Source organism: Comamonas halotolerans (genome assembly GCF_030162935.1).
Taxonomy (GTDB): Bacteria; Pseudomonadota; Gammaproteobacteria; order Burkholderiales; family Burkholderiaceae_C; genus Comamonas; species Comamonas halotolerans.
The window spans coordinates 158346-171232 of record NZ_JASAUZ010000034.1 but is presented as its reverse complement, the minus strand read 5'-3'; the positions used below and the strand labels follow the sequence as shown (position 1 = coordinate 171232).

Annotated in this window: 14 protein-coding genes; all 14 read right to left on the bottom strand. The window is 59.4% G+C overall.

Annotated elements, in window-relative coordinates:
• Positions 1-21 precede the first annotated feature (21 nt).
• Positions 22-1101 (bottom strand): nicotinate-nucleotide--dimethylbenzimidazole phosphoribosyltransferase, encoded by a 1080-nt coding sequence (cobT, locus tag QEP11_RS13705; protein WP_284337200.1) that lies wholly within the window; start codon positions 1099-1101, stop codon positions 22-24.
• Positions 1102-1252: 151 nt separating this feature from the next.
• Positions 1253-1801, bottom strand: a complete 549-nt coding sequence (locus QEP11_RS13700) for a hypothetical protein (RefSeq protein WP_284337199.1) — start codon at positions 1799-1801, stop codon at positions 1253-1255.
• A 116-nt stretch (positions 1802-1917) separates the two neighbouring features.
• Positions 1918-3363: a cobyric acid synthase gene (locus QEP11_RS13695; protein ID WP_284337198.1), complete on the bottom strand. Its 1446-nt coding sequence runs from the start codon at positions 3361-3363 to the stop codon at positions 1918-1920.
• Positions 3364-3365: 2 nt separating this feature from the next.
• Entirely contained in the window at positions 3366-3767 is a 402-nt protein-coding gene (locus QEP11_RS13690; protein WP_284337197.1) for a DUF3037 domain-containing protein, read from the bottom strand.
• Positions 3754-4560, bottom strand: coding sequence for a HipA family kinase (locus QEP11_RS13685; RefSeq protein ID WP_284337196.1), 807 nt, complete (start codon positions 4558-4560; stop codon positions 3754-3756). The genes QEP11_RS13690 and QEP11_RS13685 overlap by 14 nt, the downstream gene beginning before the upstream one ends.
• The gene (locus tag QEP11_RS13680; RefSeq protein ID WP_284337195.1) at positions 4550-5611 is read right to left on the bottom strand and encodes an aminotransferase class I/II-fold pyridoxal phosphate-dependent enzyme; all 1062 of its coding nucleotides are present in this window, start codon (positions 5609-5611) and stop codon (positions 4550-4552) included. The genes QEP11_RS13685 and QEP11_RS13680 overlap by 11 nt, the downstream gene beginning before the upstream one ends.
• On the bottom strand, positions 5604-6668 hold the full coding sequence (cbiB, locus tag QEP11_RS13675) for an adenosylcobinamide-phosphate synthase CbiB (protein ID WP_413788732.1): 1065 nt from the start codon (positions 6666-6668) through the stop codon (positions 5604-5606). Before cbiB ends, QEP11_RS13680 begins: the two co-directional genes overlap by 8 nt.
• Positions 6665-7378: a 5,6-dimethylbenzimidazole synthase gene (bluB, locus tag QEP11_RS13670; protein ID WP_284337194.1), complete on the bottom strand. Its 714-nt coding sequence runs from the start codon at positions 7376-7378 to the stop codon at positions 6665-6667. The genes cbiB and bluB overlap by 4 nt, the downstream gene beginning before the upstream one ends.
• A 10-nt stretch (positions 7379-7388) precedes the next feature.
• Positions 7389-7958: a cob(I)yrinic acid a,c-diamide adenosyltransferase gene (gene cobO, locus QEP11_RS13665; RefSeq protein ID WP_284337193.1), complete on the bottom strand. Its 570-nt coding sequence runs from the start codon at positions 7956-7958 to the stop codon at positions 7389-7391.
• A gap of 175 nt (positions 7959-8133) precedes the next feature.
• A complete protein-coding gene (locus QEP11_RS13660) occupies positions 8134-8940 on the bottom strand; it encodes an ABC transporter ATP-binding protein (protein WP_284337192.1) in 807 nt (268 codons plus the stop codon).
• A 3-nt stretch (positions 8941-8943) separates the two neighbouring features.
• Positions 8944-9954, bottom strand: coding sequence for a FecCD family ABC transporter permease (locus QEP11_RS13655; protein ID WP_284337316.1), 1011 nt, complete (start codon positions 9952-9954; stop codon positions 8944-8946).
• A gap of 7 nt (positions 9955-9961) precedes the next feature.
• A complete protein-coding gene (locus QEP11_RS13650) occupies positions 9962-10867 on the bottom strand; it encodes an ABC transporter substrate-binding protein (RefSeq protein ID WP_413788740.1) in 906 nt (301 codons plus the stop codon).
• Positions 10867-11463, bottom strand: coding sequence for a bifunctional adenosylcobinamide kinase/adenosylcobinamide-phosphate guanylyltransferase (locus tag QEP11_RS13645; RefSeq protein ID WP_284337190.1), 597 nt, complete (start codon positions 11461-11463; stop codon positions 10867-10869). The genes QEP11_RS13650 and QEP11_RS13645 overlap by 1 nt, the downstream gene beginning before the upstream one ends.
• Positions 11464-11475: 12 nt before the next feature.
• Positions 11476-12864: a cobyrinate a,c-diamide synthase gene (locus QEP11_RS13640; RefSeq protein ID WP_284337189.1), complete on the bottom strand. Its 1389-nt coding sequence runs from the start codon at positions 12862-12864 to the stop codon at positions 11476-11478.
• Positions 12865-12887: the final 23 nt, after the last annotated feature.

Genomic DNA, 12887 nt, shown 5'->3' with positions numbered 1-12887 from the left:
TTTGTAGAAGCAAACGGTTCCTTAAACGCTTTTGGTTGCCACACCTGCAGCGCTGAAACTGGCCATCTCACGCAGAACAGCACAGGCTGCCGTCAGCAATGGCCAGACCGTGGCTGCGCCCGAACCCTCACCCAGGCGCAATTGCCAGTCCAGCAATGGCTGCGCTTGCAAGGCCTGCAGCATCATGTTGTGGCCCGGTTCACCTGAGCGATGGGCATACACACAGCGCTCCAGCACAGCCGCTTGCAAGCGGCTGGCCACCAGCACTGCAGCCGTGGTGATAAAGCCATCCACCACAATCACGCGGCGCTCCTTCGCAGCTTGCAATACAGCGCCCACCATGGTCGCCACCTCAAGCCCACCGATCGCTGCCAGCACCTGCAATGGCTCAGTCACGCTTTGGTGCACTGCCAGCACCTGCTGCAACACTGCCACCTTGCGCTTGACGCCCTCTGTGTCCAAACCTGTGCCCATGCCTGTGACTTGCTCCACGGGAACTGCGCAGAGCTTGGCCAGCAACAGCGAAGCCGTGGACGTATTGCCAATCCCCATTTCCCCGAGCAGCAAGGCATTGCCGGGGAGCCTCTTGACCAGCTCCACACCGTTGCGCATGGCCAAGGCACACTCCTGCTCACTCATGGCCACGCCCTGGCTGCAGTCTTGCGTGCCATAGGCTACTTTGCGACGCCATAAACGCGGTTGCCCCGCTTTGGGCAGCTTGTCCTCGGGGTCTTGTTCACGCGGGGGAAAGTCGCGCGCAACACCACAGTCCACCACATTCAGGGCAATACCGTGCTGACGTGCCAGCACACTCACCGCCGCGCCTCCTGCCATGAAGTTCTCCACCATCTGCCAAGTCACATCCACCGGATAGGCTGATACGCCTCGCGCCGCCAGACCATGGTCTGCAGCAAACACCACCATCTGCGGCGCTTGCAGCACAGGCTGGTCGGTGCCAAGAATGCAGGCAATACGGTGTGCCAGTTGCTCCAGCACACCCAGTGAACCTACAGGCTTGGTCTTGTTATCTAGCAATCCCTGCACGTGGGCAGAAAAACCGGCATTCTGGATGGAAACAATTTCAGGAATAACAAAGGACATACAAGCAATCTTTTACGCAAGAAAGATGGCGCCGAAGCGCCTTGGCAGCAAGTATGCCCTCATCAGCCGCTTCAGCCAGTCGTCCCACATCAAACCCATGCCATGAAAAAACCCGGCAAGGCCGGGTTGGTTTACGGCTAAAAGCCGGTTATCAGCGAATGGGTTCTACAGGCGGTGGCAACACCTGGGGCTGCTGCACTGGAGGTGGCCCGTTGTATTGCACCGGTGGATTTGCGGGCTGTGCAGGTTGAGGCACCTGCACAGTTTGGGTGTATTCACGAATCACACCGCCCCCTTGCACGCTACCGCTGATTTGCGGCTGACGCACACGCTCCACACACGCACGGCGATCATCGTCCGTCTTGAAGACTTCGCAGCGGCGCAATGCATTGCGCTGGTATTCGGTCAATTCATCGCCTGTTTGCGGGTTGGCAGGCCCCACACCACGCTTGCGCTCACCGGCCACAGCGGCAGCCTCATGCTGCTGGGGAGTCGCATATTTTCCCGAGCCATGATGCTTGGGCGCACGCGGATGAGGATGAGCTTGCTTGGCAGGATGATGCGGTGCATGCACAGGCCCAGGAGCAACCGCAGGTGCAACTTCCGGCGCTGACTGGGTTTGCGCAGATACCGTAGCGCAACCGAGCAATGCTGCAGTACACAGAGTCAGGCGCAATGAAGTGTTCCATGGTTGTGTCATCGAAGATTCCTCCTTGGAAAAAACAATGACCACAGCATGCAATGCACGACAAATCTCAGCCTATCGGCTCAACGCGCCAAAGATTGCAGTCTCACACCTACATACAGAGTACGCGCTTACATTGACACACAAAACCAGCGTTTCACCCCAGCTGCCATCCGTGCAAATACATCGTCCAGCGAAGGTGTCTGTGCACCAAACAAGGCCCTCAAAAAACTGGCGTTCTCGAACATGCCATGCCAGTACGTGCCCCAGATATGACTTTGCGCACCTTGCCACACCAGTCCGGCAACCAGCTCTTGTGAGCGCAAGGCCTGCTGCGCCTCCATATCAGCGCGCAGCTGAGTTTGACCGTGGTGTATCTCATAGACCTCCAGGTCAACCCCTGAAAGCGCAGACCATCTGCCCTGCAAGGCTGGCAGATGCACACGCACACGTCGCACAGTTTTCTCGCGCTCAAACAGCGACACCAATGGCAGCAAGCCCAGACCTGCCGCATTGTCATCCACACCGTGCAGATCAATCAGTGCCTCACCCAGCATCTGCAGCCCCCCACAGATACCCAGCACTTTTTTGCCCGCATGGGCATGCGCTGACACTGCTGCGTCAAGTCCCTGCTGACGCATCCAGCCCAAGTCGGCTGCCGTCGCTTTAGAGCCCGGAAGAATCACCCAATCAGCATCTTGCAGCTGCGCTGGACTACGTGCCCAGATCACACGCACGCCTGGCACGTTCAGCAGAGGCTGAAACTCATCATGGTTGCTCATGCGCGGATAAGCCACAATGGCTACCGTGGTGTGCACCACACCTGTCGAATGTGCATGCGCATCAAACACCCCATCTTCTTCGGGCAGGCCATGCTGGTATTGCATGGGGATGGTGGCAACCGTGGGCACCCCCGTCAGGTCTTCCAACATCTGTGGTGCCGGCGCCAGCAAGCTGGCATCACCGCGAAACTTGTTCAGCACAAAACCCTTGATGAGCGCCTGCTCCTGCGGGGGCAGCAAGGCCCAGGTGCCATACAGGTGGGCAAAAGCACCACCACGATCAATATCGGTCACCAGCAGACAATGTGCCTGGCAATGTCTGGCCACACGCATATTGACCACATCGTTGTCGTGCAGGTTGATCTCGGCAGGCGAGCCAGCGCCCTCAATCACCAGGACATCATATTGCTCGCGCAGACTATCGAGTGCCTGCGCAATATGCGGCCAGACATGCCGGCTGCGCTCACGCCACGGCATGGCTGAAAGAGTCGCATCGGCCCGCCCCATCAGCACCACCTGGCTGCGTGTGTCCGCTTCAGGCTTGAGCAGCAAAGGGTTCATGCGCACATCAGGCTCCACACCTGCGGCCAGCGCCTGCAGATACTGGGCCGTGCCAATTTCACCCCATTGCCCATCCAGCGTAGCAACCACCCTGGCGTTGTTGCTCATGTTCTGCGCCTTGAACGGAGCCACCCTCAGACCCTGCGCACGATAGTAGGCACATAAAGCCGTAGCCACCCAGCTTTTCCCAGCATTGCTGGTGGTACCCAGCACCATGATGCAGCGCGCAGACATGCTTATTGCTCCTTCGACAGAGGCAACACCATGCGCTGCAGGATGCGCTCCAGCGCAGCCCCTGTTTCATGGCACAGGCCGGTATGCACAGGCGATGTCTGGATGATGCTGCTGCGCTTGGCGGTCAGCCAATGAAAGCGTGCGCGCAACGGCAGCTGCGCTATCGGGCCTCCTTCGGCTTTCCCTTCGCAAATCGCCACCATGGCGGCCAGATGGCGGCGCACCGTCTCCATATCCACCTGCGGGTCCAGTGCGAGCAGGCGCTGTTCATCCAATGCAATGGCGGCCCGCAAGAAACCTGTGCGCTGGCAAGAAAGAATCACACCTGCGTTGATGAACTCTTCGCGCTCCACACGCGGCACCACACGCACGATAGCGTAGTCATACAGCTCAGCCGCGTGCATCCATCACCCCTTGCAACCAACGGCCACGGTCTTGCAAACGGGCCATGACATAACTTATATAGGCCGCGCGATGGGCCTGAACATCTTGGAGCAGCGGGCTGTCAATGCCATCGGCAGCCTGCTGCAAGAAACAATCCGGCACAGCAGCTACCACGGCTTCCACCACACTGGGTGTCAAGCGTGCAGCCAGCTCAGCATCCACCTGTGCCAAGGCTGTCGCATGGGGCAGCAGCACATGCTCCGCAATCGGCGCAAAAGCCTTACCCGGATCAGCCACCTCGCCCTTCCAGGCGTGGTGAAACGTCAGGCTGGCTCCGTGGTCAATCAGCCAGGGCTCGCGGCGCCACATCAACATATTGGTGTTGCGTGCAGTGCGATCCACATTGCTCACCAGCGCGTCAAACCACACCACCCGTGAGGCAAAGTCAGCATCCAGCACATCCACGGCTGGATCAAAATTCACCGCGCCCGACAGGTAATCCAGCGCCACATTCGTGCCTTCGCTGGCCCGGATCAGATCTTGTATTTCAGGATCGGGCTCGGTGCGCGCGAGCAAAGCATCCAGATGCGCCAGCACAATCTCTGGCACCGGCAGGCCCAGGGCACGCGCAATGCCACCCGATATCACTTCCGCAATCAGCGCGCGCACGCCCTGCCCGGCACCTCGAAACTTCAACACATAGGTGCCCAGATCATCCGCTTCCACAATGGCCGGCATGGAGCCACCTTCACGCAGCGGCGTGACATAGCGCTCCACCCGCACCAAAGGCAGTTTGAGAATTTCAGCGTTCATACGCCATCCTAGCCGCAGGCTGATCTGGCGTGTACGCACCAGTCAATTCCAACGCCTTCCATGCCGACTCCAGGGCTTGCTGTGAGGCCTGCGGCAAAACACCCATGCGCACGCAGCCAGGCAAACCAAAGCTGGCACAGTCGCGCAGCTTGATGCCTTGCGCGCGCAGATCGTTCAGCATGGCCGACATCTGTGTCTGCAATTCCTCAGGCCAGCGCGCCACCATGTAATTGGCTTGATGCCCAGGTATCAGCTGCCAACCCAAGCGTTCGCACATCTGCAGCTGTTGCGCTTTCCATGTCTGTAGTTGCTGCAAGCTGTGCTGCAGCCACTGCTGCACCACCGCGGTGGTCCATGCCTGCAACATCGCCACGCCGTGAGCACCCACCACCCATGAAGGTGCCAATTGCCGCAATGCAAGCAACTCTTGAGCACTCGTGTGCAGCGGTGCAATCGCATAGGCAGCGCGCACACCCGTCATGCCCAAGGCTTTGTTGGGCGTCCACATCTGCCAGATGTGTTCCAGCGGAAATGCTTGCGAGGCTTCCTCCAAACGCAGCGGCGCATAGGCGCAGTCTAATACACGCCATCCAGCATCAACACTGGTTTGCGCCCACAGCGTGCACACCATGTCTTCTTGCCCCAAAGGGCTGGAAGGCGCACAGGCCCAATGCAAACCTGGGCCAGCAGCGCGACGGGCGCGGTCTGCCACAAGCAGCCCCCATACCTGCGCAGCCTGTGCGTAGTCACCATAGTGATGCTCGGGCAAAGTCACGCAGGCTGCGCCTTGGCGCACAGCGTGCATGGTGATGCGATGGATGAACTCGCTGGCACTGCCTGCCACCACGATGCGCTGCGCGCTGACGCCATGAAATTGCGCCAATTGTTCACGCAGAGCCGTGTAGCTGGGGTCGGGATACTGCGCGCAATGCGCATCCTGCAAAGCCTGCACGGCCTGGGGACAGGGTCCACAGGCATTGCGGTTGGTGGAAAAGTCGTGCGCCGGAATGCCCAAGGCATCGGTGCCACCATGTACCCACGCTTCAGCCATAGGCCACCACTGCTGCACCTGCCAGCACTGCCCCCAGAAACACCACCAAGGCTACAGCGCTACCTGCCAGCCGCACGCTGCGCTGCACATGATTGCTCTGCGGCACCTGTCCCTGCGGATTCAGTACATACACGCCGGGCTTGCCCAGTCGCACACCCAAGGCCTGCGCCATGGCGCCCATGGGCCAGCCTCCATTGGGTGAAGGCGTAATAGCGGCATCGCGCCGCAAGACTCGAAAAGACACGCCGCGCCCCGCCACGGCCAGCAACAGTGCTGTGATACGTGCAGGAAGCCAGCTCATCACGTCATCGGCCCGTGCTGCCCATTTGCCAGCCCATTGCCAGTAGCGGCGCTGCTCACCCTGACCGCGCCAGCCAGGGTAGCCCCACATGGCATCCGCCGTATTGCTCAGGCGGTAAAGCGCAGCCCCCGGCAACCCCAGCAAGGCAAACCAGAACAAAGGCGCAATGACCGAATCACACAGGTTTTCTGCCAGTGTTTCAATTGCACTTTCGCGTACCGTACCCGCGTCGAGTTGCATGGTGTCACGACTGACCAGCCACGACAAACGCTCTCGCCCTGCCGGAAGGGATTGCTGCAAAGCGGTTTCCACAGCCAGAACCTCGTCTTTGAGCATGCGCCACGACAGCATGGGCTTGAGTAAAACACCCACCACAAGACCATGCCACCACCACTGTGCAGGTGGCAGCAGCCATTGGCACAAGGCATACACTCCGAAAAACAGGATTGCCAGCACCCACCAGGCCAGCGCGCCCAGTACCAAAGACGTGAAATCTCTGGTTTTCTCGGTGTGGGGCGCAATACAGTTGCCTGCAAACCCCAGCAACTTTCCCATCAGCACTACCGGATGCAGCCAGGCGGGCGGTTCCCCCCATAGACGATCGAGCAACAAAGCCACCAGCACTGCCATGACCGCCGCCATGAGGTGTTGCGCCCAGAACGTTTGCGAGGCGCCTTCTGCGCCCCACATTTGGTAAATCCAAGCTAACGGACTCAATGCCACAGCCAGCACAGATGTGAGATCAATTCCGCTCATTGGCTCTGATCAGGTGATGCCACCGAAGGTGCCTGGCCCCAGCGTTCATCAAACAACATGTCTTCCAGCGGTGCGCGTGCGGCCCACTTCTCTTGTTGCAGCATGGGCTCCGCGTAATAAGCCTGCACCGGCCCCAGACACAGAACGGCCAGTGGATAGCTGCCCTCTGGCATTTGCAGCCATTGCGCCAAGGCCTGCGGGTCATAAATCGACACCCAGCCCATTCCCAGCCCTTCGGCGCGCGCAGCCAGCCACATGTTCTGGATCGCGCAGGCTGCAGAGGCCATGTCCATCTCCGGCATGGTGCGGCGGCCAAAGACATGGGCTTCTCTGCCCGGTGGCAGTGCCACGATCAGCACTTCAGCGGCTTCCAGCACGCCTTGCACCTTGAGCTGCATAAAGTCTTCCTGGCGCACACCCAAAGCCTGCGCCGTGAGCAAGCGCTCCTGCTCCACCAGCGCATGAATCCCTTCGCGCATGCTTCGAGATCGGATGCGGATAAAACGCCACGGCTGCATAAAGCCCACGCTGGGTGCGTGGTGCGCCGCACGCAGCAGACGCAGCAAGACCTCATCGCTCACCGTACCGGGCACAAAGTGGCGCATATCGCGCCGCTCATGGATGGCGCGGTACACTGCCGCGCGCTCTTGCGCAGAAAAAGGCGTGGCCGCAATGGTGTCGTAGTGCTGAAGGTCGTGTGTATCGCTCATGGCTGCATTGTCAGTCTTCAATGCCGCGTTGCGCAGGAATTCCTGCCTTGAATGCATGCTTAATCATGGTCATCTCGGTCACAGTGTCGGCCATATCAATGATTTCCTGAGGGCATCGGCGCCCCGTCAGGCATACGTGCACTTCTTTGGGTCTCGCTGCCAGAGTCTCCATCACCTCCTCCAGCGGCAGCCAGCCGTAGATCAAAGGATAGGTGATCTCGTCGAGCACAACCAGAAAATACGCGCCAGACAGAATAGCTGCCTTGGCTTTTCCCCAGCCCTCGCGTGCCAGTTCAGCCGAGCGATCCAGGTCTTTGCTTTTCCAGCTAAAACCATCTCCCAGCCCTTCGACCGGCAAGCCCACCTGTTCGGCCAGACGATGTTCACCAAAGCGCGCGCTTGGCACTTTCATGAACTGGAACACTTTGACGGCTTTGCCCCGCCCCGTGGCACGAAACGCCAAGCCAAAGGCTGCCGTGCTTTTACCTTTGCCATCGCCGGTGTTGACGATGACCAGCCCGCGGCGCTCGCCCTCAGGTTTTTCGTAGGGCTTTTCAGAAGGAGGTGTTTCAATTTGCATAGCTTTGGGGGCCAACTTCCAAGAGTCGTCAACACCACCCAGCAAACCAAATGTTTGCGACCGTCAGGAGGCACCAAGCCGCAGGCAGTACGCCGGTACGACAAGGCAAAACAACGACGTACCAGGGGTGTTGTTAGCAAATCCAAGTGTTGACTATGGTTTTCGTTCCAAGATTTCAAACAGCTTTGCCCACTGTGGGCAAAGCCATCCACATGCCGTCGACTTCGCGGATGCGAATACGATGGTCAAACACGGCCTCTAACGCGGCATGCGTGCCAGCATCACGCGTATTTCCCTGGTGCAATACATGGCCCGATTGCATAACCACCATGTAGTCAGACTGCAGCGCAATCCCCAGTTCGTGCAGCACACTGATCACCGTGTGGCCGCTAACTACGAGACCTTGCACGGTTTCCATCCATGCACTTTGGTGCGGAGGGTCCAGATTGGCCAAAGGTTCATCCATCAGCAGCACCTGTGCCTGCACGGCCAAGGCACGTGCCAGCAGCACGCGCTGGCGTTCCCCCCCTGAAAGCTCTGCCAAGGGCCGATGCTGCCAATCCCAACACTGACTCACTTGCATGCACTCCTGCACCACGGCATGGTCCTGTGCGCTGGGTGGCGCCAGCCACGCCTGATGCGGCATGCGCCCAAGCATGACAACGTCATAGCTACTCAGTTCCTGCGACACCGCTTCGTTCTGCCCCAGCCAAGACAAGCTGCGCGCACGCGCCTTGGCAGGCCACTCATTCAATGCTTTACCCAGCAGTTGCACCTGCCCTTGCCAGTTTTTACGAGCATGCAGGCCCGCCAAAGCTCGTAGCAATGTAGATTTGCCCGCCCCATTAGGCCCCACAATGGCCGTCCATTGCTGCGCTGGCATCTGCACATCCACACCTTGCAGCAGGCGGTGCGCACCTGCACGCACAATAACATCGCGAGCTTGAAAGGCCCATCTGGAATTTTTAGCTGCATCAGCCATGGCTCACCCCCTTGCCTGCCGCGCAGCATGGCCTCTGTGCATCAGCCACAGCAAATAACTGCCACCCAGCAGCGCTGTAAGTACTCCAACGGGCAGCTCTTCCGGTGCCATCACCCAGCGCGCCAGAATGTCGGCAGTGAGCAAGACCACGCCGCCCATCAAGCTGCTGAGCACAATGCTGCGTGCATGGCCCACACTGACCATGCTGCGCACCAAATGTGGTGCTGCCAATCCCACGAAGGCAATCAAGCCGGTTTGCGCCACCGCTGTGCCGGTCGCCAAGGCCATCACTGCAATCAGCCCCGCACGCATGGGAGCCAGCGGCAGGCCCAGGCTGGCAGCGGTGGATTCACCTAAGGTCAACCCGTCCAGCACACGTGACAAGCCCCAGGCAGCCACCGCACATACCGCCCACGCAACCGCCAGCAAAGAACACGAAGCCCAGCCGATAAAAGCCGTGCTGCCCAATCCAAAGGCTTTCATGGGCTGCAAGATATCGGGGTAGCGCATCTCCAACATATCACGCACTGCACCGAGCACCACGCCCACGACCACGCCCGCGAGCAACAGACGCAAGCTGTTTTGCACGCCTTGCGCCATCAACAAGGTAAGCAACACGGCAAACGCTGCACCAGCGAAAGCCATGCCGGTCATGCCCAGGCGCTGCATCCACTCCATCCCCATGGCTGCCGTACCGCTCAACACCATGGCCACGGCACCACCCAAAGCGGCTCCCGAGGCACTACCCAGCAAATACGGATCTGCCAAGGGATTGCGAAACAGACCCTGCGCCACAGCCCCCGCCAAACCCAGCAAGGCACCAGCCAGCCAGGCTCCTGAAGTGCGTGGCAGACGGATATCCCAGACGATCTGCAACGCCACCGCGTCGCTTTGCATACGCCACACACTTTCCCACCCCGTGCTCCCAACGCTGGCGCCCAGCATCAGCAAAATCGCGGTAGCCAACAACAACAGCGCAGCCAGCCAACAACTGCGCTGCGCACCCTTGGACATACGTGCTTCAACCGCCACGACGAGGCGCTTTCTCCGCCAAGCAGCGGGCAATGATGCGGGCAGCCTCATCCATGCGCGGGCCTGGCCGCACGATGATGCCGGACTCTTCGGCATTGAATGCACACACTCGTTTCTTTTGAACGGCTTCCAGCGTGGCCCAGCCTGGGTAGCTATGTGCAACTTGCATGCTGTGGTTGCCCATCAGAATCACATCGGGGCGTGCACGCAAAATGAACTCCGGGTTCAAGCGCGGAAATGGGCCCATTTCTTCTGGCACCACATTGGCCATTTTCATATGTGTCAGCACCTCACCGATGAACGAGGAGGGCCCTGCCACATACGGCCCACGGCTGACTTCAAAATACACTTTGGCACCTTGCACACCTGCAGGCAGGGACTGCGCTGCCGCATCCATCCCCGCCTGCACACGCTGCCATTCACTTTCTGCCCGCTCTGGCGGCAAGCCCAGCAACACGCCAATGCTTTGCAGCACGCGGTGCACATCGGCCTGGGTACGCGTCTCCAGCGTGATGGTACGCAGGCCCAAAGCCTCCAGGCGCTCCACCACGCGCGAGGCATTGGAGAGCAGGACCACATCAGGCTTCAGCTCCACGATGGCCTCCACATTCGGGTCCATGCCACCTCCCAGAATAGGCAACCTGGTTTGCAGCGATGCTGGCCAGTTCGAAAAGCGATCCACACCCACCAACCTGTCGCAAGCGTCCAAGGCACAGATGGTTTCCGTCAGGGATGGCAGCAAACTGACAATGCGCTGCGGTGACTTTGCTGTTGCCATGACCCGCCCCCTGTCGTCCTTCAACGCAGCTGCTGGCACATCCGCTGCCTGCGCGCATCCCCACCCCAAAGCAGCAAGCACAGTGACAGCACCGAGGCTGCGGCGGAAAAGATTCATCATTTAAGCTGCAACGGTAAACCCGCTGCCATCAATGTCGCGCGGCTGCACACTCGCGCGACGTCCTGGTTCAAGGCACCCAGGGCATCCACAAAGGCACGCACTTCTTTGCCTAATGGAATCACCCCCATGCCGATCTCGTTGCCGACCACCACAACCGGCCCAGGGCAACGTGGCAACACCTCCAAGAAAAAGGCTCGTTGCACACTCCATTCTTCTGTAGCCCATGCACCATTTGCAGCACTTGCGCCTTCCATGGGCATCATCCAGTTGGTCAGCCACAGCGTCAGACAATCCACCACCACCAAGGTGTTGGGACTGCTGTGCGTCTGCAAGGCCTGTGCAAGCTGGCGGGGGGCCTCCACTGTCTGCATACCAGGGACACGCTGTGCACGGTCTGCCTGGTGGCGCGCAATACGCTGGCGCATTTCAGCGTCCCAGGCTTGGCCTGTTGCCAGATAAACTGCATTGTGACCAACACCCGCATCCAACCAGTCGCGCGCAGCCTGCTCGGCACGGCGGGTTTTGCCACTTTTTTGTCCGCCCACAATCAGCTCTTGCCAAGGCTGCATGGTGCTGTTGTTCAAAGTATTCATAAAACCTGCAAATTATGCCGATGTAGCCCGCTCACCCCATTGCACAGGCTCTGCACCTAACAGTGCCGCCACTGCTCGCGGATGCGATGCAAACCAGGCATGAAAATAGCTCGCGTGCACACTGCCATGCTGATAGATTGCCTCGCCCAGCTTCTCTTGTGCTGGTTGCTTGGGCCTGCTGGTTCGAGCCACTTGCACTGCAGAGCTTTCAAAACGCGAATAGTGAAACGTATGCCCGCGCAACACCCCGCCCTGCAGCGCACATTGCTGCATGCCCAGCCCGGCCAGACGTGGCTGCATATGCGCCGCGCCCGGCACGATGCCCCACATTGGCGAACTCTGACCTTGTACAGAATGCAAACTTTCTGCCAAGGCCAACATGCCGCCACATTCTGCCCAGATAGGTTTGTCTGCCTGCACATGGGCTTGCAGATCTGCCTGCAAGACTGAGTTGGCAAGCAATTTTTCGGTATGCAATTCCGGATAGCCCCCTGGCAGCCAGACCGCATCACACGCAGGCAAGCGATCACCAGCCAAAGGAGAAAAAAATGCCAAACTTGCTCCCATGGCCTGCAAACAATCCAGATTGGCAGGGTAAATAAAGCTGAAAGCAGCATCACTAGCCACAGCCACGGTTTTTCCCTGAAGCCACGGCTCAATTCGCGGCACCGCCCCATGGGGTTCATTCGGAAAATCGACCGCCCAACGCTGCCACTCTTGCCAATCCATCAGCCCCAGTGGCGTTTGCCCTATCGCATCGGCAACCAAATTGAGTCGCGCCATGGCATCAGGCAACTCGTGCGCGGCCACCAATCCCAGGTGACGCTCTGGCAGCAACTGCACTTCCTGCCCCTGCACAACACGTTGCAAGGCTCCCAGCCACAATGAGGGCTCGCGCAAGCTGGCTTGCAGCATCTGTGCATGCATGGCACTGCCTACACGATTGGCCAGCACACCAGCCCATGGCAGACCACTTTGGTACTGCTGCATTCCCAGCACCACGGCACCAAAGCTTGCTGCCATGGCCGCTGCATCCAGCACCAGCAACACGGGGATCCCCAACTGCTCTGCCAAATCCGCCGCTGTTGGGCTGCCGTCATACAGGCCCATCACACCTTCGATCAAGATGACATCGGCTTGCGCTGCTGCGGCAGCCAGACTTGCACGCACCTCATCCATGCCCACCATCCAGGCATCCAGGTTATGCACTGTGGCACCACTGGCAAGCTGGTGCCAATAAGGGTCTAGAAAGTCTGGTCCACACTTGAAAACACGCACACGGCGCCCTTGCCGCGTGTGCCAGCGCGCCAAGGCAGCAGTAACCGTGGTTTTACCTTGGCCTGAAGCAGGCGCTGCAACCAGCAGCGCCACGCAACGGTGATGAGGGGTATCAACTGTCATGGTATGGAAAAGCTAGCTATTGG